Origin of the sequence: Zunongwangia mangrovi, assembly GCF_900112105.1 — a bacterium.
In the GTDB taxonomy this organism is placed as follows: domain Bacteria; phylum Bacteroidota; class Bacteroidia; order Flavobacteriales; family Flavobacteriaceae; genus Zunongwangia; species Zunongwangia mangrovi.
Genome location: NZ_FOKV01000001.1, coordinates 299,142 through 325,000, shown reverse-complemented (window position 1 = coordinate 325,000; position 25,859 = coordinate 299,142). Strand labels below are relative to the sequence as shown.

Below are 25,859 nucleotides of genomic sequence, written 5' to 3'. Positions count from 1 at the left end.
TTTAATGTTTTAGAAGTTAAATCCTAGCGAGAACATTACTCTGTTTCCATCTTCGCTATGATATAATCCTAAATTACCTGAAAGTGCGTTAAACCCGTTTATAAAGATCGAACCACCAAAATCGTTATGCCAAACATCTGAGTTATCATCATCTTCCCAAACGCGACCGTAATCAAAACCTAAAGTGAATCCCATTCTTACAGGAACAAAATTGGTTCTAAATTTAGCGATTCCTACACGTAGATCTGTACTTTGATAAAATGATGTTTTACCATTAAAGCGTTCGTTTCTATAGCCTCTTAAACTATAATTACCACCTAAGGTTGCGCCGTGATAAAATTCGTAATTATCACCAAAAATCATCTGGCTTCCAATCTTAGTTGCAAGCACTGCCAGCCCACTTTCATGTAATGGATAATCTATAGATAAAGATGGTTTCAAATATACAAATTCGTTGTCGAATTCGTCGATATTTGTCTTATAACCTGTGGCAATATCGAACTGTAATCCTCTTCTTGGAAATGCCAGTTCGTTCCCTTTATTTTTATACTGAAATGAAAGCTCTCCACCGGCATAAATCTGGCTTTCGAAAACATCATTATCAGGATTAAAAAATTCGCCAGTAGCTTCATTCATTTTGTAATCTACTTCGTGAGATTCGAGCATTGGTTTAATAGCAAAGTTTATTCCGCTTCCATTTCGATAGATCAAAGAAGGAGCGATATTCCACTGTGCAATTCCTACTCGGTTATAATCTCTATCTACCGCATCGTCATCGTAACTGGTTTCATTTCCGTAGCCAAAAAAGTTGATCGCATAATTAGGGCTTGTAAATCCAGCTTCTATTCCAAAGTTCCAGTTATGGAAAATATGTGCAAATTCTCCAGAATAGGTAAATTCGGATCCATTAGTGGCAGAAAAATATGCTGCGCCAAAAATATGTTGCGATTGGAAAGGATTATTGGCTAATCCATAAGTGGTGTAAGTGTCTGAAACCCCAACTTTAAATCCTGCATCTGGATCCCAACCAATTGCCGGGAACATGGTGTTTGTACTGTATTTTCTCTTATCTGGATTATAGTTATTTACATCGTAATCGTCTACCAACCATTTGCTGCTATTACCTTTTATGGTATTCTTTTTATTCTTGTAATCGTAAAGTCTTGCGTTACGGTTATTTTCAAATTCATAGGTATCGTTATTTTCTCCACCAATTACTTTTAGCTTTATGTAATGATCACCGTCACCTTCAATTTTAAAATCGTCTTTTCCGTCTAAACCATATAACCATATTTCTTTGGTAGTTTCTTTATCGTAAGTATTTTCGAAAACCATCTCATCTTCAGTTTCGATCGAAATTGTTGTTTTCCCGTTAGGTTTTCTGGTGATAAGAAATTTGTCATCCTCTTCTGTCCCGGTGATCACCTGGAAGCGATTTAAATACTCGTAATAAGCGCGAGCTGGCTCTAAAAGATTATCACGTCGCTCTTTCATTGCTTTTTTGATATCTTCTATAGATTGATCCTGAACTTCTTCTGGTAAAACTTTAAATGAATTGTCGATTACCTGATCTGTAAGCTGATTTTGTATAAATTCAACTTGATTTTTCCAGTCTTCCCAGTCCAGGTTTTTAATAAACGCCTGGTCTAAGGAATATCCATCAAAATTTAGCCATTTGATGCTCTTAACTCCTTTTTCGTAATCCTGCATCTTTCGAAAATCTACGATAGCAAGTTTTAAAAACTTGATAAGCAAACCATCATATCTTGGGAAAGCCTGGTCACGATCACGGCGTATTGGTTTGTAAAGTTTAGTGTCGTCTTCCTGTTCAAATTCAGAAAAACGCCATTGATCATTGTGACGGTCCCAGTCCCCAATAAGCATATCAACCAAACGTGCTTTGATCCATTCAGATTCGTCGATCTTATATTCTTTAGATTCGCGCATATCTAATAAAAGATCTGTAGTAGAGACGATATCATCTGGAGTTCCAAATTTAGGATTGTCTTTATTTTCGTCACCTGCGTGCACTTCTTTCATATAAAGTTTATCCCCGTAATCTTCGTTAAAAATATTCAGGTTCTTTTGCTTTGGCAGGTAATAGATCTCTGGCTCGGCATTATAGATATTAAGCGTATCTAAGATTGGGTTTAATGCAAAAGGCGCGTAAGGATGTGCTGTGGTATAAAAATCCTGCACAATTCTTTCGGCTACGGTGTTTTGCATATAATCCTCTACGTAGTGATTTTTAATGGCAGATTGTATAAATCTAACCGCACTTTTTCTAAGTTCACGTAAAGTATATTCGTGGTCTTCATCATCCTTAATTCTTACCGATCTGGATTGGTGTCCACCACCTTCAGATATCGCAACAGGATTACCTGGTAATTTGCTAAGGTCTAAAACAGGAGCCTCGATTTCTTTGCTATACACATCGCGATAATGTGTTCCCCAAAAGAAATTATATACATCAGATTTAGAAGTTTCTTCTTTGGTGTATATCGAAGCTTTTTTAGTAGCTGGCCAGTCACTTATATCGTGATAAGAAACTTCGTCCATCGTTGTTTGCTGTCTTTTAATGATCTTACTGAATAATTTTTCAGTAGCTCCATTTTCAACTGAATAAAATTCAACTTCAGAGCTGTTATCGTCGTAAACAGTAAGTCTGGCAAAACCATGATCGCTTGAGGCAAACTGCCCGTCATCTTCATCGGCTCTTGCTTTTTTCGTTTTCTTTCCGCCCGTACCACTTATAATTTGTGGAATACCATCGTCTGCCAAATATTGTAGGTTTTTATCGCTAGAAGAAACAAATATCACATCAGGGAACATACTTGCCAGTGTTTCTATAGTTCCTCTTAATTGTTTACGTTGCTGACTGTAGAAATCTTCCTTATTAAAACCGCCGGTTTTTTCAAAAAACCCACGTCTTGTATTACTTAAAATAGGATGATGTATGGCTACGATTACCGTTTTGTTTTGCTCGTCTTTAAGGTCGTCTTTAAATTTGGTAAAGAATTCGTCGCGCGTTTTTAACTCGCATTTGTTATTGATATATAAATGCTCATCCCAATCTTCTAAGAACCATTGAGAATCTACCATTAAAAGTTCAATATTCTCTGTGTCCAGGTCTTCGATCTCACGAACACAACCATCGTTAGGCCAAAATTCAGCATTACTGTTATCCTGAATAAAAGATTCCATATCGTCGATATTCTCATGGCCATTTTTGTTCCATTCATTTTTACCAGGCGTGTAAATTACACGTCCGTTAAAATTTTCCATTGGTTCCATAAGACTTTTACGAAGTCGCTCTTTTGCCGCTTCACGATCTTTTTTCTTTGGAGGGAATCCATTTTTAGAAGTGATATTACCCAAAGCTACAAATGTTGCTTTCTCATCTTGTTGCGACATTTGGTTTATTGCTGAAAGAACCTCTTTTGTATAATTGGATTCATCTACACCGGTGTTCCCTGTAAAATAGAAAGTTTGTGAAACTTTTCTATCAGATTGCTGAGCATAAGAATAGGTGCTACTTATTGCTAATATTAGGCAAAAAGCGAAGTAAATTTTATTGAAGCTGAAAGTGGTTTGCTGAAGTATAAATCTATTAACCATGTAAATCCTGTTAGTTATCTGAAAAGTCGAAATTGCCGTAGGGCGATGTGAAATTTCAAAAAAAATCAGAGATGGGAATAAATTTTAACTATCTATAACACTTTTAATTCTTGAAGCCTAAAAGTTTTCCTAAAAACCAGGGCAATCCTAAGCTATCACTAGTTAAGATTACGTTTTTCGATAAAGAATTTTTTTAGCAGCTGGCTGCATTCCTGCTCCATAATTCCTTGGGAAACTTCTGTTTTTGGATGCAATTGAACTCCGAATTTTTGATAACCTCGATGCTCATCTTTTGCTCCAAAAACCAATCTAGAAAGCTGACTCCAATATAGCGCACCGGCACACATCTGGCAAGGTTCTAAAGTAACGTACATCGTGCAATTCCTTAAGTATTTTCCTCCTAAAAATCCGGCTGCTGCTGTGATAGACTGCATTTCGGCATGTGCGGTGACGTCGTTTAAAGTTTCGGTGAGATTGTGACCGCGTGCTATTATTCGGTTTTTGATTACGACCACTACACCAACAGGAATTTCGCCTTTTTCAAAAGCAATTTCGGCTTCTTCATAAGCCTTTTTCATAAAATAAGTATCGTCGTATGGTGTAAGCACGCTATAATTTTTAAGCAAGATAAAAAAGGAAGCGCTAAATATTCAAAATAGTTTCAGGATAAAATTAAATTTGTCAAGAATATGGAGTATCAGGTTTTAAATAAAATAGAACAACCCGAAGATCTAAGAGGTTTATCTTTGCAGGAATTACAGCTTCTGGCTAACGAGTTACGACATTATATTATTCAGGTTGTGGCGGTTAAAGAAGGCCATTTAGGGGCGAGTCTTGGCGTTGTAGAATTAACCATTGCACTGCATTTTATCTTTGATACTCCCAATGATCTGCTAGTATGGGATGTTGGTCACCAGGCCTATGGACACAAGATTTTAACAGGCCGTAGAAATAATTTTCATACCAACAGGCAGTTAGGCGGCCTAAGCGGATTCCCAAAAAGAGAGGAAAGCGTTTATGATACTTTTGGGGTTGGACATTCTTCAACATCTATCTCTGCAGCGCTGGGAATGGCTTTGGCTTCTCAGTTAAAAGGAGACATAGAAAAACAACATATTGCAGTTATTGGAGATGCTTCTATCGCAAGCGGAATGTCTTTTGAAGGTTTAAATCATGCCGGAGTAACCAATGCTAATTTGTTGGTGATCTTAAATGATAATGCAATAGGGATCGATCCTAGTGTGGGTGCTTTAAAAGAATATCTTACCAAAGCTAAAGTTGGTTATAAGCCTAAGGAAAGCAATATCATCGAGGCGCTTAATTTCAATTATTTTGGGCCGGTAGATGGTCACGATTTGGATGCTTTGTTATCGATTCTGAAAGAACTACAGCAAACTAAAGGCCCTAAATTTCTTCATGTTATTACTAAAAAAGGAAAAGGTTTAAAGAAAGCTGAAGAAGATCAGGTGAAATATCACGCACCGGGGAAATTTCAGCCGGAAACAGGAGAATTATTACCGCGAAATTCTGAAGGTTTAGCTTTAAAATATCAGGATGTTTTTGGTCTCACTTTGGTTGAATTAGCTAAAGAAAATAAAAAGATCATAGGGATAACTCCCGCAATGCCTACCGGAAGTTCCCTAAAATATATGATGAACGCTTTTCCTGAAAGAGCTTTTGATGTTGGAATTGCCGAACAGCATGCTGTGACCTTAGCTGCCGGAATGGCCACGCAAGGCGCAGTTGTTTTTTGTAATATTTATTCCACTTTTTTACAACGAGCCTACGACCAGGTAATTCACGATGTAGCGCTGCAAAACTTACCGGTTGTTTTTTGTCTGGATAGAGCTGGTTTGGTTGGTGAAGATGGCGCCACACATCATGGTTTATTCGATCTGGTTTATTTACGCGCCATCCCAAATATGATCGTTGCTGCCCCTGCCGATGAAATTGAATTAAGACAACTTTTGTATACCGCTCAATTAGGTATAGCGCATCCAATCGCAATACGTTATCCAAGAGGAAGAGGTGTTACTAACAATTGGCAGGTTCCTTTTGAAGCCTTAGAAATTGGAAAAGCGGTTTGTGAAAAAGAAGGCCAAAATCTTGCAATCTTAGCTTTAGGGGCGATCATTAAGAACGCAAAAGTAGCTTTGAAACAAATAGAGGAAGAGTTAGGATTATATAATATGAGGTTTGCAAAACCCTTGGATGAAACCATGCTACACAAGGTTTTTAAAGAATATAAAACTGTTGTAACGCTAGAAGATGGTGTGGCAAAAGGTGGTTTTGGTAGTGCGATATTAGAGTTCGCTGCAGAGCATAATTACACGAATAAAATAAAGTGTTTAGGAGTTCCAGATCATTTTATAGAACATGGAAAAATAGATGAATTACAAGAAATCGCCGGAATAGACGTTAAAAGTATTGTCCGCCAGGTGAAATGTTTATTATAAATTTTAATTTTGCGAATCCGAATAATCTAAATAACCAATGAAAGTGCGATTAACCATTAGTTTAATTTGTATTTCATGCTATCTGGGTCTTTCTTCTTTATCGATGTGTGCACAAAATCAAACGGCGCAAGACACCACACAGACGCCGCAAGATTCTGCAGAGGTCGAGCCTGTAGTGATATACTGGTCTGAAAAGAATTCAGTTGGAGTGAATTTAAGCGAAGTAGCCTTTGTAAACTGGAATGCCGGTGGAAATAATTCCATTTCAGCATTGTTTCATGGGCAATTCGAAAGAAACTACAAGAAAAAGCTTACTAGCTGGAAAAATTACCTCTCGTTAAGATATGGTTTAAACTCCCAGGAAGGTCAGGAAGTTCGAAAAACCGACGATCAAATTCAGTTTAAAACTACTTTTGGATACCGTAGAGACTCGGTTTCTAACTGGTATTATTCTGGAAATATCGATTTTAGAACTCAGTTTGCTAATGGTTATAAATATCCTAATACAGAAAATGCGATCTCTAAATTCATGGCGCCGGGTTACCTTCTAATTGGTGTGGGTACGCAGTTTTCGCATCCAGACGAAAATTTTAATGCCTATATCTCTCCGGTGACAGAGAAATCTACTTTTGTGCTCGACCAGCGTTTAGCTAACGAAGGTGCTTTTGGTGTTGATCCAGCGGAATACGATGAGCTTGGAAATCTAATTGACGAAGGAAGTAAAGTACGATCTGAATTTGGTTTTTTAATTACCAGTGATTTTAAAAAACAGGTGTTTCCAAACGTGAATATGAATACCCAGATAAGTTTGTATTCAGACTACCTTCGGGATTTTGGAAATATTGATGTCGATTGGCAGCTGGCTTTTGATATGAAAGTAAACGACTTTATAAAAGCTAACATTGGCTCGCATCTTCTCTACGATAACGACGTGAAATATAAAGAAGATGTCGATGGCGACGGCGAATTAGAAACCCTGGGAGCCAGAGTGCAATGGAAACAGCTTTTAGGGATTGGATTTACCTATGTCTTTTAAGCTGAAATCCTCGATCAATAATTTGGCAGATATGTCAAGATATCATTGATCTTTATTCCAAATAATTTCTTCTGAAAATTAAAAACCAGATCCCTGATATCTTTTAAAAGAAGAAACTGTAAACCCATCGGTTAGCGATGCGGTATACGAACAAACCTGAATTAATTTTTGATACACTGAAGTTTCAGCTTGTAGGTGTTTTAATTTTGGAACAGATTTTAAGACCAGATCATTAAAATTAGAATCCAAATCTTCGCGTTCTGGTAAAAATGCGCTAGTATAGGTGTCTAGTAAAGTTTCCAGCATTTTATAGCCGGCAATTTCTTTATTGATCACCTCTTCGCTTTGATAGATCTTTTCAACGCTAATTTTGATAATATCTTTGATCTGCGCTTCGTATTTACTTTTATCAAAAAGTGCCTGATGGAATTCTCCCGCAAGAATAGCTTCTTCGTTCGCTAAGAATATTTCGGCAGCTTCACGAATTAAAGTGTTAATTGCTAAAGATCGCAGATAACTTAAACGATCTGCTGTGCTTTGCAGCGAGTTATATTTTGGCGTAGAGATGTTGTCCTTAACCAGTTTTATCAAATATTCTAAGGCATAATCTTCATCGATCAAGCCAAGGTTTATACCGTCTTCAAAATCGATAATAGTGTAACAAATATCATCTGCAGCTTCTACTAGAAAAGCTAAAGGATGTCTGGAAAAACTAATATCTCCATCTTTGCCGGTTTTAGATAAGCCCAGTTCTTGTGCGACATCCAGCATGGTTTCTTTTTCACTTTGAAAGAAACCAAATTTCTTATCGGCAATATTTTTTGTGGGTTTGTGAGGTAAGGATTCTTTAGGATACTTCATAAAAGCACCTAAAGTTGCGTAACTTATTCTTAAACCTCCCGGCGTACCAGGTCGATCTTCGGTAAGAATTTTAAATCCGTTTGCGTTACCTTCAAACTTCACCAAATCCTGGTATTCTTTATCGCTAAGTTGTGATTTGAATCTTTTACCGTTTCCATTTAAGAAATATTCGCCTATTGCTTTTTCTCCGGAATGTCCAAAAGGAGGATTTCCTATATCGTGCGCTAAAGCAGCTGCGGCAACAATGGCTCCAAAATCGTTCATTTGGTAACCGTGAATATTGCTAAGATGTGGATGCTTTTCTAAGATCTTTTTTCCGGTTAATCGTCCTAAAGAACGACCTACTACAGAAACTTCTAAACTATGGGTTAAACGCGTATGTACAAAATCTGTTTTAGAAAGTGGGATCACCTGGGTTTTATCCTGTAAACTTCTAAATGCTGAAGAAAAAATGATACGATCGTAATCTACTTCGAAACCTAAGCGAGTTTCGTCTTGTTCTTTACGTAATCTTTTATTGGTATCTCCAGATCGTTTAAGTGATAATAGTTGTTCCCAGTTCATGATTTTGGTTTTGCGTTAGGGATAGAGCGGTTTGTTTGAGCTCTTGCAAGATCGATAGATCTTGCAAAGCGAGTAGCGAAAGCCCGGCCGCAGGCAACGCCCAGATTATAATTTTTCGGCTACTTTTTCTAATTCGGTATACCAGTCTTCCCCAAATTTTCTAATTAAAGCTTCTTTGGTGAATTTATAGATGGGTACACCTAATTCCTCGCCAAGGCTACAGGCATCGTCGCAAATATGCCACTGGTGATAATTTATGGCAGAAAACTCTGAATAATCCTGAACGCGCACCGGGTAAAGGTGGCAGGAAACCGGTTTTTTCCAATCGATTTCGCCCTGGTTATAGGCTTCTTCGATACCGCAAAGAGCAGTGCCTTTGTCATCGAAAGTCACATAAGCGCAATCTGCACCATCAATAAGGGGTGTTTCGATCTCGCCAAAGTCGTTGGTGATATATCGTCCCTGTTCTTCGATGGCATCGATTCCTTTTTGCCTTAGAAATGGTTTTACTTTTGGATAAATTTTATCCATGATCTCTTTCTCGTACTCTTCTACGGGAGCACCAGCATCGCCGTCTACGCAGCACGCTCCTTTGCAGGCAGAAAGATTACAAACAAATTCTTTTTTTAGAATTTCTTCTGAAACTATGGTTTTACCTAACTGAAACATACGGCAAAGATAATTTTAAGATTGATTTTATAAAGAAAAGCGCTTTATTATTTGCCTTAGAACAGCGATTTAAAATGGTTCTAGGCTAGGCGTAGAATAGATATCCTTAATTTTATGTTTTTGAGAAATATTTATAACTGAAAATAACTAAAATCGTTATGAAAATTTACTTTTGCAAAAAATTTTGAGCTATGTTTAATTTGTTCGATTTCAGGGAAGTGTTTACCGTAGGAATGATTTTATTTGCGGTAATCGATATTATTGGAAGCATTCCTATTGTATTGGATCTACGAAAAAAAGTAGGGCATATACAAAGTGAAAAAGCATCGATCGTTGCCGGTTTATTAATGATCGCTTTTTTGTTTTTAGGGAAAGAGATCTTAAATCTTATTGGGATCGATGTAAACTCGTTTGCAGTAGCGGGTTCTTTTATTCTATTCTTTTTGGCTTTAGAGATGATTTTGGGGATTAGTTTGTATAAAGATGATGCGCCAGAGTCTGCATCGATCGTGCCTTTGGCCTTTCCTTTAATTGCCGGGGCAGGAACCATGACCTCGCTTTTATCGCTTAGAGCAGAATATGAAACCATAAATATTATTGTGGCTATCATAATCAATATTATCTTTGTATATATCGTCTTAAAATCTTCAGGAAAAATCGAGCGGGTTTTGGGATCGCAGGGTATAAATGTTATCCGAAAGATATTTGGCGTTATTTTATTGGCAATCGCCGTTAAACTTTTTGCCGCAAACATTCAGAGTTTATTTTCATGACAAAGTATTTAATCTACACCATCGTTTTTTTAGGAATTGTTGTTATTGGATTTAATATCACTATTTTAGATTTTAATAATCTTATGGAAGACGAAAGTGGAACAGCATTAATCGCAATTGTAGCAAGTCTTTGTGTAATTGTATTAATGGGAATTCTTTTAGTTTCCAGAACGATCGCAAAAAAACATAATCAATAATATGGAATATGACCTTTTAATTGTTGGAGGAGGAGCTGCAGGGATGTCTTGTGCTTTAGTTGTAGGATCTGGTTTAGAAAAGGAATTTGCCAAAGACAAAAAAGTAGGGATCGTGATGCATCAAAAAACATCAGATCTGCAAACAGCACTTTTTAATAATGTACTTGGGTTACAACCGGGAACTAAAGGAATGGATGTGTTGAAAGCAGGACCAAAACAATTAGAAGACTTATATCCAAAAGTAGAACAATTAAAAGGCGAGAAACTTCAGCATATTAGCAAGAACGAAAACGGAGTTTACGAGCTTAAAACAAATAAGAATTCGTATTTAGCGAAAAAAGTGGTGATTGCTATTGGGTATTCAGATAATTTTAGAATTGGAGGTATAGACGAGTATGTGATTCCGCATAAAAAGGCGAAAGCTTCTAAGAATAGAGTGCAGCTAATAAATGAAGATCATCTTGTAGTGCCTAATCTTTACGTGGCCGGTTCTTTGGCCGGTTGGCGTAGTCAGTTTTCCATTGCCTGTGGTAGTGGCGCTGCTGTAGCAACAGATATTCTTACCGATTGGAATGGCGGTGAACACACCAAAGTTCATGATAAGTTAAGCTAGCATAAAGCAGCTTATAGCGGTGATCGTAGAAGTGATCATTAATATGATGAAGATGCGATGCAAGCCGCGATAAAGTAAAGCTCTTCTAAGTTTGCCTGTAAAAACCTTATCTGGGTTCGAAGCGATATGCCTTTTAATCGTATTTCTTGAGACATAAGACGAACTCACCATAATATCCTTTTGGAGAAATAACAAAGCACTATTATCCATAAGCCTGAAGCTAACTGCAATTACAAAGAAAAGCAGTGGCAGAATCACACAATAAGTACCAAGATAATCGATAGAATTCATTAATCTTTAAAGTTATTTTTCTTCTCAGATAATTCTAATACCTTATCGATTACCGGATCTCCCTCGTTCTTTAATTGCTGAAAGTAAGTAGAGCCAAATAGTTGTTGCGCCATTACTGCTTTTAAATACTGCTTCATTAAGGGCTTATATTCGGTAAGGCGAATATTTAGTTTTTCACTTTTTCCGAAAGCTATTAGTCTGTCGACAGTTTCATCTGTAATTTCAACTTCATTGTCGAATTCGGTTTTAGAAAGCGAATTGTAATAACTTCTGTCCCTTTCTAATTCCTGAAAAACAAATCTGCTTAAAAAGCCGCCGTTCAGCAAAATCCTGATGTGTTCGCGTTCAATTTCGATATCTTTCGGGATAAACACATCTGGGATAATTCCTCCACCGCCATAAACGATCTTTCCGCCGGGTGTCACATATTTTAAAGAATCATCTACTTTGATACTATCTACACTTTTAAGTTCACCATTTTTATAGCGACGTTCGTAATCTCTAAAGTAACTATCGTTACCGTTCTCGTATGGTTTTTGGATAGATCTACCGGTTGGCGTGTAGTATCTTGCGATGGTTAATCGTACTGCGCTGCCATCACCAAGATCCATTTCACGTTGTACCAGTCCCTTCCCGTAAGAGCGTCTTCCAATGATTGTTCCCACATCATTATCCTGCAATGCGCCGGCAACCACTTCGCTTGCTGAAGCTGAATTTTCATTGATCAAAACATATACATGGCCGTCTTCAAAATCGCCTTCGCGCTGAGCAAAAGTTTTTTCGATAGAGCCACTTTTGTTTTTTGTAAAAAGAATTAGTTTTTCATCTTTTAGGAATTCATCTGCAATATTTATTGCTTCAGCTAAATAACCGCCTGGATTATCACGAAGATCTAGCGCGATTTCCTTAGCCCCCATTAATTCTAATGCTTTTATTGCAGCATTAAATTCTTCGTAGGTCGATTCAGCAAAACGATTAATTTTAATATAGCCAACGGTTTTATTCAGCATATAAACCGCTTCCACACTTTTAATTGGTACGTGATCACGCTTTACATTAAAGCTTAGGAGCTCTTCTTTGCCTGGTCGTTTTACTTTTAATTCGACCTTACTACCTTGTTTTCCTTTTAAGAAAGTGGTTAAGGAATCACTGCTTACGCCAAGATCGAATAGTGGCGTATCGTTAGCATATAAAATGCGATCACCACCGCGAATTCCTATTTTTTCACTTGGGCCGCCCTCTAATGCCTGGATAACCATAATGGTATCTTCAACCGAATAAAAACTTACTCCAATCCCAACAAAATCACCTTTCATGTTTTGTGAAACATTATCGTATTCTTGCTCTGGGATGTAAACCGAGTGAGGATCCAGACCTTTTAAAATCGTATTTACCGTAACATCAACGATACTATCTGTATTTACTTCATCAACGTACTCGTAATCAATATAGTCGATAAGTCGGTTTAATTTTTCTTTTTTAGGATTTGATGAAAATAATTGATCTGAAGATGAATAATTTATCTTGCCACCCATAAATACGCCAATAGCGCAGGCAATACCTAAAAGCAGTGGGGTATATATATTTCTTTTATTTTTCAATCGTCTAATTGCGTTATCTGTATTAAATCGACACCTGCTTTTTTAAGAAAATCGAGACCGCTATTATCCTTATAGTCTACGCAATATACCAGTCTGGTAATCCCGGCCTGGTGTATAAGCTTACTACATTCTTTACAGGGCGACATGGTGATGTATAAAGTTGCGCCCTGGCAGGATTGTGTAGAAGCGGCAACTTTTAAAATTGCATTAGCCTCGGCATGTAAAACATACCATTTGGTGTAGCCTTCTTCGTCTTCACAAAAATTTTCAAATCCGCTTGGCGTACCGTTATAACCATCAGAAATGATCATTCTATCTTTTACAATAACTGCACCAACCTGTTTTCTTTTACAATGAGAAAGTTTACTCCACTCTCTGGCTATTCTTAAATAGGCTTTGTCGTATTTAAGCTGTTTTTCTTTTTGCATGTCTTCTGAAAAGAGATCTTTAGAAATCCCTAACTTATAATGTAAGAATCGCTAAAATATTGTAAGCGACAGGTTAAACCAATTTTAAGGCGTTAAAGTTACTTAAATCGCATTAAAATTATCTCTTAGAATAGGGAGAATAATTCCTATCACAATGGCTGAAACAACCAGTATCCAATCACGCTTAGAGGCCTGAAAGAAATTTTGAACGATAAGCGCCAATATTAGCACAGATAATACCACGATGGCCTGTGCGCATTCTATCCCTAAAGCGAATTCTATAAGCGGAAGGATCTTAGAAGAAAATCCGCTACTTAGCATTTTAAAGTAGGTTGAAAAACCAAGCCCGTGAATGATCCCAAAAAAAGCGGTGGTAAAATATAAAAGCCCGGGATTGCTGGTTTTCTCTTTATTACTTGCCGTAAATATATTATAGATCGCCGTGATCATAATGGAAACCGGAATTAAAAACTCTACCCAGGTCGTGTCTACGATCACAATTTCGTACGTAGATAAAAATAGTGCAAACGTATGGCCTATTGTAAAAATGGTGACTAACCATAACACTCTTTTCCAGGAGGTAAAAGTATACGACGCTACTAAAGCGATCAAAAAAAGAATATGGTCGTAAGCATTCAAATCTAGAACATGCTCCAGGCCTAACTTAAGATATAACCAAAATTGTGACATAAGGGATAAAGGCTAACGCTGCCGAATGTACGACTTCTTAAGAAAATCACAAAAGCTAATACGATAAAGCCTGAGTTTTCTGTATTTACATCGGTTTCAGTAAAATTTTAACAAACGCTAATGTATTGATAATCAGCGATCAGTTGTATTCTGTTTAAAATTGGTCTAATTAAATTATAATGAATTGAAAAAGCTGATTATTTTTGAAGCAATAATTTTGAATAAGTCTAAATAAAATCCTTTAAAATTAGCTAATCTTAGCAACAGCAGGCATTTGTAAGACTTGGTTAAATATATTTAATAATGAAGAAAAAGAAAAAGTACGGTTTACGCACATTTATTAACGATGTTCATTTATGGTTAGGATTAGCCAGCGGAATTATTTTATTCTTGGTTTGTCTTAGCGGAACCATACTTACTTTTGAGCACGAAATAAAAGATCTTTTTGCTGAAGATTTTAGGGTTGAAGCTGGAGACGAAAAATTATCTGTAGAACAACTAATATCGGCATTAGAAGGCGAAGGGATCGTAAGCTCGGTTACCGTACCGGCTGAAGAAGGCGAAGCTTACGAGTTTAGTGTAAAAGAATCGCCAAAACAACGACGTGGCAGTACCTATTATGTAAATCCTTACACGGCAGAATTCAGTAAAACGCAGAAATCTTCTTTAGATGGTTTTTTCTTTTCGATGTTTAAATTACACAGATGGTTGTTATTGGATTCTTCAATTGGGCGACCAATCGTTGGAGTTTCAACCATTATTTTTTTAATCCTTTCGATCACTGGGATCGTGCTTTGGTTTCCGAAGAAAAATATTAAGTGGAAAACCTTAAAACCTGGCTTCAAAATTAAATTTTCGGCAAGATGGAAACGTATTAACCACGATTTACATAATACTTTAGGATTTTATGCCTGTATTTTTTTAGTGGTGATGTCGCTTACCGGTTTGTGCTGGTCTTTCCAATGGTATCGTGATCTGGGAAGCGAAGTTATGGGGGCACAGATTTTTGGTGGTCGTGGTGGCCCGCGCGTAGAAAGTGAAGCCCAAATTGACGAAGATGAGGTAATATCTATTGCTGAAGTTGAAAAAATAACCACACAGGAACTGAATTACGAGGGGAAAACCTCGATTAGTTTCCCATCTGGAGATAAGGGTGTTTATAGTGTTAGAAAATACGAATCGGCTAAACTTTCCCCGATAATTGCAGATAATCTAATTGTAGATCGTGACGGGAAAGTGCTTAAAAAGGAAATTTTTAATGATAAGCCACTTAATGTAAGAATTACTTCTTTAATTAAGCCTTTACATACCGGAACCATTTATGGTGGCTTCTCTAAATTTATCTATTTTCTAGCTTGTTTAATTGCAACCACTCTTCCTATCACCGGGACATTTATCTGGTTGAATAAAATGAAGAAAAAGCCTAAAAAAAAGAAGGCCTAAAACTTTACAATTTCAGCTTATAGACTTGACTTTTTCTAGGAGTTCTGGTCTATTGAGTTTATCTTATAAACCGCCAGTTTTTGGCGGTTTTTTTATGCTTTTGTAGTAAGTTAGAAGGATTGAAAGTTGTTTCTTACAAATGTTTGAAAATGTAATTCTTAACAAAATTGCAATATGTTAATGAATACTTAAACAAATAGTGGTTTTGCTTTTAACTTAATAGGGGATCTGTGGTTTAAGCTTTCTGTTAGCTAATATTCGATAAAAATGGTGCATTTTATTATCGGGTTAATTTATTTCTTATTTTTAAAGTTATGTTAAAATCTAAATTCTAAAATGAGTAATTCTAACAGCAATCCACTATTTTACGTGGATAATTTACAAAAAGACGGTAGCAACTATAGCGTAGATTTCTACTTCCCTGATAATTTTTCGTATACCACTTGCGAAGTAATTGGTAACAGTCCATTAATTTTCGAAATTCTAAAGATTGAAATTTATGTAACCGGAGACAAAAACGTTGAACCTAGTAACGATGTAGCAACTAAAACTATTTCTCTGAATTTGAGTGACTTTCAATTTAGCTATTTAAAATTTAAAATAGTTTGGAAGTTAGGCACAGGAATAGGCGGTGGAGTTGGCGATCCAGATGATGATGAAACTGTTGGAGAGGGTGTCCTAAAAGGTGTGGGATAATGAAAAAGTTACTGGTTTTTTGTGGATTTTTAATCTTTGGGCTGGCCTCTTGCTTTGCCCAGCAACATCTTTTAGATGAAGCTGAAACTTCTCAAGAAGCAGATAATTATCAGTTATCTTTAGATATTCTATCACAGATAGATACAAATTCGCTGTCCATTCCACAAAAAGCCAGATTTTATTATCTACAATCTACTAACCATAAATTCAGAAATGAAGATTCAGACGCTTATCCCTTATTGCTTAGAGCGCGAAAGCTTTATACTGAATTGGATAGTCTTGAAAAAGTAGCAACCATTAATCTTGAAATTTTTCAGGTATTAAGAGATATTGGGAGTGAACATTTAAATTATAATGAATATATAGATGCTTATTTAAAATATCATCTATCGCAAAATAATCCTAAGAATTTACGAAAAGCTTATATTAGGATTGCAGCTAATTTTGCAAGAAAGAAAACTGTAGATAGTTCTTTTACATACTTTAGAAAAGCACTGCAATTAATAAAACAAGACAACGATACTCTGGCTGAAGCCAATATGTTGAACAATTTTGGAGTATTGTATAACGAATTTACCTCAAACAGGGATTCAGCCTTGTACTATTTTGATCTTTCTAGAAAGTTTTATGAGGAACCGAAAGATCTACAATCAAGCTATCTAAATACGGCTAGTGCCTATAAGAAGCTAGGTGAGTATGATAAAGCTATTTTAAACTATATAAAAGCAGATTCGCTTTTAGGTCTAGTTAAGGAGTATCAAATCGCTGATAAACAATTTCTATACGATCTAATAGCTAAAACTTACGAGCTGGACGAGCAACCTGCAAAAGCATTAGAATATTACAAATTAACCCAGGCTTACCAGGATAGTTTAAACCTGCAGGAACAGGAGAAAGCGATCTACGATATCCAAACCAAGTACGAGGTTCAGAAAAAAGAAAATGAAAACTTACAATTAAAGCAATCTCGATTTTGGTTAATTTCAGGAGTAATTTTACTGGTATTGTTGCTTATTGCCACTTATCTTGTGTATCGCAATCGCATGGCCAAAAAGCAGTTAGAAATAAAACAATCGGCTTTAGAGAAAAACCAGTTAGAAAAGCAACTTAAAGACCAGGAACTTGCCGGTTTAGACGCCATGATCGAGGGGCAGGAAAAAGAGCGCCAACGCATTGCAAACGATCTTCACGATAATTTAGGCGGATTACTGGCTACATTGAAACTTCATTTTCATAACTTAAAAACTAAAACCGATCGTCTTCGTGACGAGCAGGACGAATTATTTAAAGCTACCCATTCACTTTTAGATGAAACCTACCAGCAGGTAAGAAATTATGCGCATCAGCGAAATGCCGGTTTAAAAACCAGCGAAGGTTTGGTGCCATCGATAAATAATTTTGCCTCTAAAGTTTCTGTGGGGAATAACCTTGTGGTACAGGTAGAAGATCACGATATGGAAGGTCGCCTGGAAAATAGTGTAGAAATAACGATTTTTAGGATTGTACAGGAACTAATTACCAACGTGATCAAACACGCGCAAGCTTCAGAAATTATCGTACATCTTACTTCTTTCGAAGATCATATTAATATTATGGTAGAAGATAATGGTAAAGGTTTTGATCCTTCTATTATAAAGGATAACGACGGGATGGGATTGGCTTCGATCATAAAACGGGTAGAACATCTTGGTGGTAATGTAGATATCGATAGCCAGCCGGGTAGCGGTACCACGGTAATTTTAAATATTCCAAGAACATGATTCGTGTAATTATTGCTGAAGATCACTTAGCCGTTGCCGATGGAGTTTTGGCCTATTTTAAGTATCACGATACGATTTCGATTATTGGTCATGCAAAAAATGGGGAAGAACTTGTAAAACTGGTGGAAAAAAATATTCCAGATGTGGTATTGGTAGATATTAGAATGCCGGTGATGGATGGTGTCGAAGCCGCAAAATTGATCAAAGCGAAATTCGACAGAATTGCGATCATTGCTTTTAGTATGTTCGATCAGGACGAAGCGGTAGATTTTATGCTTCAGGCCGGCGCAACAGGATATTTGCTAAAGAATTCTCCGCTTACCGAAATGGAGAAGGCGATATTGGCGGTTTCTGAAGGGAATTTATATTACGATGCCAATTTAAGTCTTACTGCTGAAGATACCGTTCAGGAAACAAAAGGAATTCTTACCAAACGCCAAATCGAAATTCTAAAACTTGTAGGTAAAGGCAAAACCAATCAGGAAATTGCAGATGCTTTGTTTATTGGGAAAACAACAGTGGAAACTCATCGCAAAAATATGATAAGAAAACTCGGTTTACATGGGCCGGGAGAATTACTTCGCTACGCGTTACAGCGCAAATACGATTTTTAAAATATACCCTTGCATGGGGATGGTGCTATCCAAATCTATAAGCTAGTTTTGGAGTATTAATTCTTAGTACTAGCAGTTCTTAATAGTATTAATGAAGTATTTCGTTCAATTGCCTCTCTTTAGAGGTCTGTTCTAAAAACTTAGCTGCAAAACCTATTTGTTTTCTACTTTGCAGGGAAGTCTAAGAACGTTTTCTCGATTTCATTTATGAAATGATGCTCCCGGCTAAAAGGCGGGAGTTTTTTGTTTTTAAAAGTTTCAGAGCGATAAGCAGCTTGCCTTTAGTTTTTTAAAAGTCTATTCTTTTTTGAAGGCTTTTAATACTTCATGTTTAGGTAATATTGCTAACAATTATTGAAGCTAAACTTTACATTTAGTTGAATTGCAGCTAACAGTTTTTTAAGGTTTTTTATGTTTTTTTGAGATTGATTCGGGTTTGGTGAATACATCCAAATTTATATTAGCTTAAAGAGGTTCTCTTTAAGAAAATAACGAAACAGGTTTTAGAACCTGTTCATTCCTTTTGTTTCTTAAATCCACCTCTATCCCGGGGTGGATTTTTATCATAATCAAGATTTAAAGCTGTGTGGTTAATCCTGGGTATTATTTTTCTACGGAAGTAAACTTTAAGATTTTCAGAATTGATTTATAAAAAAGAGTTTAGGAATTATCCAATCTTGGGTTTAGTGGAAAGGGAATCATCAAAATTCGATTTTTAAAGAAAAAGATACTGCATATCAAATAATTTTTTAATTTTGCCGTCCAATTGCCTTGGTGGCGGAATTGGTAGACGCGCTGGATTCAAAATCCAGTTTCTTCGGAAGTGTGGGTTCGATTCCCACCCAAGGTACTAGAGAGCAAAACCCCTGCAATTACAGGGGTTTTGTCGTTTTTAGCCCTCAATATTACTTGTATGAAAATTGAGGTGAATATCACAAAGGAGCCTACAAAGGAGCCTATTTCGTTCGAAATCGTCGATATGAGTAAGAAGAAATATTCCGAAGTAAAAATTTACATTCCAAAAAAGAAAGGGCGAAAAAGTGTTGCTCCTGGCGATAAATGGTATGTATATTTTTATTGGCGAGATCCCGAAACAGGGAAGATGAATATTAAATGCAAGTATTATCGCGGCATAAATCAAAAAAAAACCGTTGCAGAGCGTGAAGAAGTAGCAAAGGCCTATCAGCGATCTTATCAAATGTTGTTGGAGCAGGGCTGGAATCCACTAAAAAACAAAATTAAGAATCAGAGATCTTCTCCTAAGAAGCAAAAGCATACTTTAAAATCTGCTATTGAATATGCACTAGCGATAAAAATTCGAAATACGAAGGAGAGTACAGCTCGAGATTATAAATTTAGATCTCAATTTTTTCTCGACTGGGCTGATGTCAATTTTAAATCAGGTTTGCCATTAGAACAATTTAAGCTTGAAGACTTTTATCAGTTTATGGATTACCTCGAGTTAGATTACATAAACAAAGCTTCTGGAGAACGATTGTCTAATACCAGTATAGATAATACCCGTAGAGTGATATCTGCATTATTTACAGAGTTAAAGAATAAAAGGTTAATTGATACTAATTTTGTGAAAGGAATTCCTAAACTTAAATCGGAACCATTAAAAAACCGTCCTTTTACGCATTCGCAATTGATTGAAATAAAAAAGTATCTTGAAGAGCATGATCCATACTTAATTCAATTCATTTCTTTTCTACTATATCCAATTTTAAGACCAATTGAAATTACCAGATTAAAAGTTCGAGATCTTAACACCGAAGATTGGATCCTTGGGGTGGAAACAAAAACTGAAGCATTTTCTTATCGAAAGATTATTACTAAAATGCAGCCTATTATTGGGCAGATGGAATTAAAAGGCTATCCAGGGTCTTACAGTTTATTCACAAATGAAAACAAGCCTAGTATATGGCTACCTAAGCAGGAAAAATCTAAAGTGAATCATTTTACGAACCGATTTAAAAAAGTAAAGAAAGCTTTAGGTTACGGAAAAGAATATGGATTATACAGTTTTAGACATACGGCCATTGGAGATTTATACAATTCAAAACAGGCAGAAGGAATACCGGAACAGCAAATTATTTATGATTTAATGCCAATTACCAGGCATAAGAGTGAGGCCGGTTTAAGGAATTACCTAAGAAATATAAAAATAGCACTACCAGCAGATCATAGTGATATCTACACCATAGATTTCTAAAATTTACTATATTTACCTGAAGACAATCTCAATTTAGTGTTTTAATTTAGTAGTAAAAAAGCCTGGTAATTTTACCAGGCTTTTCGTTTTAATATGCAGTTACAATAATTTCCGAAGAGGATCCAGAATCGGAACCAACTTCAAAACTTTCTACTTCTTCAAAATTGATATCTGAAACATCTTTATTTTCTTGATTTTTTTCTCTTCCTTCCGGCAAAAGCATTTGTTGTTTAAATATGCTATACTTTAGATCTGTTTCAGGCAATTCATTATACCTGTTTTTATTAGTGTAAATAAAGTTTTCCCGGTAATCCTCAAATTTTTCTGTAAAGAGTACTATATCCACATCGAATTGCGATTTAGAACCACCACGCATATTACCATCTGAAGTCAACTGAAAGATGAAAATAAATAGTTTACTATCATATTTCTTACGAAAATCTTTATCTACCTGAACATCTTTTTGAATTTCCCTTAATTTCTCGAAGCTATCAATTGCAATAATATCATTGCGCATGATTAGAGCATGTAAATCTTCCATCGTATTAATTACCGGAGCTTCGATATTATGTAAATTTTCCGGATCTATATATTGATCTTCCTTTTTTAGGTAAAGTGAGCTATCCGGATGCTCCTCCATACTAGCATGGCCCACCTTATAATTTTTAGCAAACGCATTGATTACCTGAAAAAGAAATCTCGTTTTTCCTGCTCCTTGTGGCGCAGTAATACTTATACCTACACTTTCTTCATCCTTAATTTCTACGTTACCTAAAAACTTCGCAATTTCCTGATTAGGAATATTATAATACCGGAAAGTTTTATTTTTAAGCTGTTCACGTCTAGCAGCCCTACTTTTAGGATTTTTTTGTCTCGAAATCGGTTCCGGTTTAGCTTCCTGCGGTTGGATAACTTCAGCTTTATGCACCATTGCCGTTTCTTCTTTCTGTACCGGTTGTGGTAGCGTTTGTAAAACTTCGGGTTCCTGGTCATCCAGTACCGCTAATTCCGTTTCGGTATTTTCAGGTGCATTTAATCCAGAAGAATTATTTTCCTTATCTTTGATAAAAGGTTTACTATTAACAGCAGACTGGGATTTTTCGCTTTCTGCATCGATAGTAAGCCTTTTTGCTTCTATGGCCTTATGATCGTAGTACACGGTGCCGTTCTCACCTTTGCGAAGCGTTAAGACAACCTCGTAGGGGAATTTGTCGATTACAGCATAGCTTTTCATTCGGTAAACCCCTGCAATTTCTGCCCTCTTCTTTTTGTCTTTTTCAAACTTTATTAAGGTTGAATTTTTTAGCATTTCCATTGCCTTAAAAATAAGCTGAACTTTTAATTTTGTTCGTCTACTTCTAATGGCATGATAGATACCGGCATTCGTAAAATGTACCGTTTCGCCAATTTCGTTATGCTCGTATTTTTTCCCTGTTAAATTGGCTTTTGCCCAGTTATAGGCGAAATTCGCAAATTCTTTGATGCTTTTGAATTTTTCCGGAGCTGGAGCATTTAGGCCTTCAAATAAAGAAAGCTGCTCTTCAGATTTATTTTTAGCTTTTTTCTCTGGTTTGCTATTTTTAAGGTTTTCCAGTTCCTTATGAAATTTTGGAATGCCCTCTTTGTCATAATTCAAGATAAAATCTGTTGCTTTTTGTGCAGCACTTGCAGATCTCATCAATAACCGGTTATCTTTCTTAAGATGTGGCAAGGCGTTCTGCCAGTTCTTTATATATTCAGCATGGTTGCTTTGATTTCGCCAAATAATACCGGCTTGTGCTGAAAGGAAAACAGCTCCAAATTCAGCAATAAGCTCTTCTTTCGCATAGGCCTTAGAACCAAACCTGTTTTTGACTTTTCGGTTAAGACGTTCTTCGAAACCGGTACTGTGGGTCATTTCGTGAAATAGCGTACGATAATAGTCTAAACCCGTATCAAAATCTTTGAATTCCGGCATGCTAATAAAATCATCTACAAAATTGTAATAAGCCCTTCCAGGTTCATGCTTTAATTTAGGCGCTGGAGTAGGGAAGCTTTTAAAAATGGCTTCAGCAATTTCTAAACGTGAATCGTCATTACCTTTAATGCCATTGTTATAATAGCCAATTTTGAAGTTTTCTAAATCAAAATCAATATCTTCAATATCAGATCCATTAAAGACATTGTAGTATTTCAGAATTGGAATAGCGTTCTGATCGGTTATACTTTCCGGACTGAATTTTTCTAACAGCTTAATATCCTTTCTGTTCTTTTTTAACCAGGATATCATTTTTAGACGGTTATAAGTACCGTACTCTAATTCAGGTTCTGCTTGTTCGTATTTATAAAGCTGTGTAAAGTAAACCACCTTTGCTGCCTTGGCTCCCTTTTTTATTTTCCCTTTGTGTTTCTCAATCTGGTTAAATGTCAAAAAGAAAGGGTTTTCGAAACTACCCATCGCGAAATCGGTAAGCATCATGGCATTAATACCCCTGTACGGTTTTCTTGTTGAAAAATTGAAAGGGATTAAATAGCCTTCCTTACGCCATTTTGTTTTATAACCTTCGCCACTGGCCGCTTCAATCTGTTCGATCATTTTATCGGTGATCATTTGGTAGATATCATCCGGGCTAACTGCTTTGCCTAAACCTTCAAATTCCATTTGAGGGATTTCCTGGTCAATGCCACAAAGACAATCTTCAGGTAAACGTTCTATTTCACGAGATCCAATGGTTATTTTAAATTCTAAATCTTGTTCAGAATTTAAAAGCTGATCGATTTTTTTAGTTATGGAATGTTGCCCCTGATCTGTAGCTAATATTGCGATTGTTTTTAATTCTTCGCGGCTGACTATTTTCCCATTTAAGTTGTTGAAGGCTTGAACAGCATTGATGATCATAAAGAAGGTAATTTATAATGTGAATTGTTTTCCAAATATTTCTATTGTCGTGGCTATATTCAGATTTGAACTGTCTCCCACGATATCTAATAACTCGCTAATGTTTCCTAAAGCTTGTGAAATTGGAATTTGAACAGGTATATTTTGTAATAGTTTTGTTCCCTGGGCCGAAATCGCAATATTGTTGATATTCGTATTTGCCGTACCTAGAAGTTGTCCTGATTTCGTAAAGAATTCTATTTGCTGAATATTAATCATGCTACCGGGGATAGAAAGATCTAAGTTTGAAGGATTAACAATCTGAACATCTGCTTTCAAACTTAAACCACCCAGGCCGTCAAAGCTTATATTATTAACCGATTTTAAATTGAAGGATAGGTTTTCTAAAGCCTGGGAATATCCTTTCACTTTATCTTTTCCAAAATAATATGCAGCTCCGGCAGCTATACCGCCCAGCATAAGAAGGTTTTTTAAAACCATAACTTTTTATAATTTGATTAATAATCCTACTCTAAACCTGATAGGGCTTACCGGATCCTGAAAAGCATACGCTATACCTGCGGAACCGCCAAACCGTCCTTTAATAAACAATACTTCAGTTCCTACCGAATTAAGAAGACCAGGCACAAATTCCACACTTGGTTTTAGATAAAAACCTAAAGAGGTTTTTTGTATGGTTTTGGTTTCGGTTATGGTGGTGCGTAGATGATCGATACTTGTTCTTAAATCGAGCTTCAGCACACGGCCTTCCGAAAGAATATCGCTATACACCACGGCATTTTCGAAATACGTCGTATCTCTATACCGATTTACTTGCTTTACCTTTTTAGGATCTTGCTCATGCATCTTTTCTTTCGGAATTATTTGCGTGCTGTCCTTATGCTCAACTACGTTTACAGTTTCTGGAGTTTTATTTTTGATTTGCTGATTACTGGAACTATCTACTTTAGTAACAATTTCTGTTTCAATAGTGGTTTCTTCAGAAATGACTACATCACTACAGCAGCTATCTGTGAATAGCAAAAAAGCAAGTATTGCTATTACAATGAGATAAACATGTGAAATATTCAATTTTTTAAGTAGTAACATTGTCTAAATTTTTGAAGGTTTGATCTCGCAAATAATCCAGGTATTCTAAGCGGTTAAGGAACTTTTCTCTTAACCGCTTAAATTTATTCTCTTGTTGTTTCAGTTTTTTTTCCATAGGAAACTGTTTTTACTCTCAAAACATCCTGAAGAAGGTTCTCGTATCTATTGAGCATTTGTGCCGTGTCTGCTTTCCCGTCCTTTAAAAGGGTGTAGTATTTCAGAGCAATTTCATCGATTTTGTTGTCCTTAGCTTTAATTTCATTTTTTAGAGCTGTCTTTTCTTTGATCAGATAAAAAATAATGCCTAGTAAGACCCCAGCGATTGATAATTCTTTGAAATTTAACACAGGGAGAATTTCTCCAATATCTACTTGAAATAGGTGCATAAAAGGGGAGTTAATGGTTACTACTTGATTTAGGGCTTAGATTGAAGTGCCGTGTTTTTCAGCAAGTTTCTTGAAATACCGGGTGCGCCAATATGGACGTTTCATCACTTCTTCGGCTATCCATTCGTGCTTGCTATCATTTACCCAATGCTCACCCATAATGGCGTGACCAGGATTATCGGTTGTAGCCACTTCGTAAAGCGTTCCCATCGTATGAAAGAACACCACCTTCAGCAGTTTTGGGCGTTCTAACAAAAATTCATTTAAGACAATGGTTTTACCTTTTTCCAGAACGGCCCCGAGAAAATTGTGATTAGCCTGTATGAATGCTACCTTTTCTAATTTCTGAAGTATCGGTACGTAGTTTATATGCTCATATCGGGCATGATCTACAAATTCATCTAACAATTTTGGTAGTGTTGGATGATTGGTAAGGATCTGATCTTCATTAGCCGTTGCAACGGCTTCAGATATTGCTATAAGTTCTTTTGATACACTTAGCTCAAATTGCTTAGAAGCTTCGGTCTTACTAAATTCCTGATCGGCCTTTTCAAACTTTTCAGTTATTGTGGTTTCCTGAGCAACTGTTATTGATGAAAACAATACCGGGGTTAAAAATGAGCAAAGTGCTAGAAATACAAATCGTTTCATAATGATGAATGTTTAATGATTGATGAATGATGTAAGAAAAAGCCAGATGTTAATAGTGTAGGATGATGAAGCCTATAACTACCGGTAAAATAAGAAGCAAGAAATTTCGCCAATGAAAGGCTTCTTCTGTTCTATGCTCCAGGTAATGTTCTTTAAAAACAGCTAATAGTGTTACTACGATTATTGCCTGGATATCATGACCGTTGAAAACGGCACACAAGGCTAGTGCGAGAATTGCCAGTACAGCGCCGATTAGTAGTTGTAAATACCAATCTCTTTTTTCGAGATAATTGAAAATTGTTTTCATGATTGATGAATGATGAATTAAAA

General features: G+C 36.3%; 24 protein-coding genes and 1 tRNA gene. 11 read left to right on the top strand and 14 right to left on the bottom strand.

Going from position 1 to position 25,859, the window contains the following annotated elements; translation table 11 throughout:
* Positions 1 to 9 precede the first annotated feature (9 nt).
* Both BM201_RS01455 and BM201_RS01450 read right to left on the bottom strand, forming a co-directional pair.
* A complete protein-coding gene (locus BM201_RS01455; protein WP_092539619.1) occupies positions 10 to 3,618 on the bottom strand; it encodes a BamA/TamA family outer membrane protein in 3,609 nt (1,202 codons plus the stop codon).
* Between the two features lie 158 nt (positions 3,619 to 3,776).
* Complete coding sequence (locus BM201_RS01450; RefSeq protein ID WP_092540570.1) at positions 3,777 to 4,226, bottom strand: nucleoside deaminase; 450 nt, start codon at positions 4,224 to 4,226, stop codon at positions 3,777 to 3,779.
* An 81-nt stretch (positions 4,227 to 4,307) separates the two neighbouring features.
* On the opposite strand from BM201_RS01450, the gene dxs reads away from it, so the two are divergent.
* Positions 4,308 to 6,074 (top strand): 1-deoxy-D-xylulose-5-phosphate synthase, encoded by a 1,767-nt coding sequence (gene dxs / locus BM201_RS01445; protein ID WP_092539618.1) that lies wholly within the window; start codon positions 4,308 to 4,310, stop codon positions 6,072 to 6,074.
* Between the two features lie 37 nt (positions 6,075 to 6,111).
* Positions 6,112 to 7,110, top strand: coding sequence for a DUF3078 domain-containing protein (locus tag BM201_RS01440; RefSeq protein ID WP_245758546.1), 999 nt, complete (start codon positions 6,112 to 6,114; stop codon positions 7,108 to 7,110).
* 78 nt (positions 7,111 to 7,188) lie between these two features.
* On the opposite strand, the gene dgt is transcribed toward BM201_RS01440, so the two are convergent.
* Positions 7,189 to 8,535, bottom strand: coding sequence for a dGTP triphosphohydrolase (dgt, locus tag BM201_RS01435; RefSeq protein WP_092539617.1), 1,347 nt, complete (start codon positions 8,533 to 8,535; stop codon positions 7,189 to 7,191).
* A 105-nt stretch (positions 8,536 to 8,640) separates the two neighbouring features.
* A complete protein-coding gene (locus BM201_RS01430; protein ID WP_092539616.1) occupies positions 8,641 to 9,204 on the bottom strand; it encodes a DUF3109 family protein in 564 nt (187 codons plus the stop codon).
* Between the two features lie 191 nt (positions 9,205 to 9,395).
* On the opposite strand from BM201_RS01430, the gene BM201_RS01425 reads away from it, so the two are divergent.
* From BM201_RS01425 to BM201_RS01415, 3 genes are read left to right on the top strand one after another with little or no spacing between them, the layout of a single operon-like run.
* Entirely contained in the window at positions 9,396 to 9,977 is a 582-nt protein-coding gene (locus tag BM201_RS01425; protein ID WP_175486955.1) for a MarC family protein, read from the top strand.
* Positions 9,974 to 10,174: a hypothetical protein gene (locus BM201_RS01420; protein WP_084842423.1), complete on the top strand. Its 201-nt coding sequence runs from the start codon at positions 9,974 to 9,976 to the stop codon at positions 10,172 to 10,174. Before BM201_RS01425 ends, BM201_RS01420 begins: the two co-directional genes overlap by 4 nt.
* Position 10,175: 1 nt before the next feature.
* Entirely contained in the window at positions 10,176 to 10,787 is a 612-nt protein-coding gene (locus tag BM201_RS01415; RefSeq protein ID WP_092539615.1) for an FAD-dependent oxidoreductase, read from the top strand.
* Here the strand turns inward: BM201_RS01415 and BM201_RS01410 are convergent.
* From BM201_RS01410 to BM201_RS01395, 4 genes are all read right to left on the bottom strand, one after another.
* Complete coding sequence (locus tag BM201_RS01410; RefSeq protein ID WP_092539614.1) at positions 10,779 to 11,078, bottom strand: hypothetical protein; 300 nt, start codon at positions 11,076 to 11,078, stop codon at positions 10,779 to 10,781. The two genes, BM201_RS01415 and BM201_RS01410, sit on opposite strands and share 9 nt — an antisense overlap.
* Positions 11,078 to 12,679 carry a S41 family peptidase gene (locus BM201_RS01405; protein WP_092539613.1) on the bottom strand — a complete coding sequence of 534 codons (1,602 nt, stop codon included), beginning with the start codon at positions 12,677 to 12,679 and terminating at the stop codon, positions 11,078 to 11,080. Before BM201_RS01405 ends, BM201_RS01410 begins: the two co-directional genes overlap by 1 nt.
* A complete protein-coding gene (locus BM201_RS01400) occupies positions 12,676 to 13,107 on the bottom strand; it encodes a deoxycytidylate deaminase (protein WP_013069933.1) in 432 nt (143 codons plus the stop codon). The genes BM201_RS01405 and BM201_RS01400 overlap by 4 nt, the downstream gene beginning before the upstream one ends.
* 102 nt (positions 13,108 to 13,209) lie before the next feature.
* A complete protein-coding gene (locus tag BM201_RS01395; RefSeq protein ID WP_092539612.1) occupies positions 13,210 to 13,797 on the bottom strand; it encodes a HupE/UreJ family protein in 588 nt (195 codons plus the stop codon).
* A 303-nt stretch (positions 13,798 to 14,100) separates the two neighbouring features.
* On the opposite strand from BM201_RS01395, the gene BM201_RS01390 reads away from it, so the two are divergent.
* The 6 genes from BM201_RS01390 (at position 14,101) to BM201_RS01365 (ending at position 20,525) form a co-directional block, all read left to right on the top strand.
* Positions 14,101 to 15,240, top strand: a complete 1,140-nt coding sequence (locus tag BM201_RS01390; protein ID WP_092539611.1) for a PepSY-associated TM helix domain-containing protein — start codon at positions 14,101 to 14,103, stop codon at positions 15,238 to 15,240.
* Between the two features lie 336 nt (positions 15,241 to 15,576).
* Entirely contained in the window at positions 15,577 to 15,936 is a 360-nt protein-coding gene (locus tag BM201_RS01385; RefSeq protein ID WP_092539610.1) for a hypothetical protein, read from the top strand.
* A complete protein-coding gene (locus BM201_RS01380) occupies positions 15,936 to 17,696 on the top strand; it encodes a tetratricopeptide repeat-containing sensor histidine kinase (protein ID WP_092539609.1) in 1,761 nt (586 codons plus the stop codon). Before BM201_RS01385 ends, BM201_RS01380 begins: the two co-directional genes overlap by 1 nt.
* Positions 17,693 to 18,310, top strand: coding sequence for a response regulator (locus BM201_RS01375; RefSeq protein WP_092539608.1), 618 nt, complete (start codon positions 17,693 to 17,695; stop codon positions 18,308 to 18,310). The genes BM201_RS01380 and BM201_RS01375 overlap by 4 nt, the downstream gene beginning before the upstream one ends.
* Positions 18,311 to 19,078: 768 nt before the next feature.
* Positions 19,079 to 19,160 (top strand) — tRNA-Leu (locus BM201_RS01370).
* 63 nt (positions 19,161 to 19,223) lie between these two features.
* Complete coding sequence (locus BM201_RS01365; RefSeq protein ID WP_092539607.1) at positions 19,224 to 20,525, top strand: tyrosine-type recombinase/integrase; 1,302 nt, start codon at positions 19,224 to 19,226, stop codon at positions 20,523 to 20,525.
* 88 nt (positions 20,526 to 20,613) lie between these two features.
* On the opposite strand, the gene BM201_RS01360 is transcribed toward BM201_RS01365, so the two are convergent.
* The 6 genes from BM201_RS01360 to BM201_RS01335 all read right to left on the bottom strand — a co-directional run bounded on the left by BM201_RS01360 (position 20,614) and on the right by BM201_RS01335 (position 25,836).
* Entirely contained in the window at positions 20,614 to 23,403 is a 2,790-nt protein-coding gene (locus tag BM201_RS01360) for a zincin-like metallopeptidase domain-containing protein (protein WP_092539606.1), read from the bottom strand.
* 12 nt (positions 23,404 to 23,415) lie between these two features.
* Complete coding sequence (locus tag BM201_RS01355; protein ID WP_139219107.1) at positions 23,416 to 23,862, bottom strand: hypothetical protein; 447 nt, start codon at positions 23,860 to 23,862, stop codon at positions 23,416 to 23,418.
* A gap of 27 nt (positions 23,863 to 23,889) precedes the next feature.
* Entirely contained in the window at positions 23,890 to 24,492 is a 603-nt protein-coding gene (locus BM201_RS01350; RefSeq protein WP_092539604.1) for a hypothetical protein, read from the bottom strand.
* An 83-nt stretch (positions 24,493 to 24,575) separates the two neighbouring features.
* A complete protein-coding gene (locus tag BM201_RS01345) occupies positions 24,576 to 24,878 on the bottom strand; it encodes a hypothetical protein (protein ID WP_092539603.1) in 303 nt (100 codons plus the stop codon).
* Between the two features lie 36 nt (positions 24,879 to 24,914).
* Complete coding sequence (locus tag BM201_RS01340; protein ID WP_092539602.1) at positions 24,915 to 25,529, bottom strand: hypothetical protein; 615 nt, start codon at positions 25,527 to 25,529, stop codon at positions 24,915 to 24,917.
* Positions 25,530 to 25,578: 49 nt separating this feature from the next.
* The gene (locus tag BM201_RS01335) at positions 25,579 to 25,836 is read right to left on the bottom strand and encodes a hypothetical protein (protein ID WP_092539601.1); all 258 of its coding nucleotides are present in this window, start codon (positions 25,834 to 25,836) and stop codon (positions 25,579 to 25,581) included.
* Positions 25,837 to 25,859: the final 23 nt, after the last annotated feature.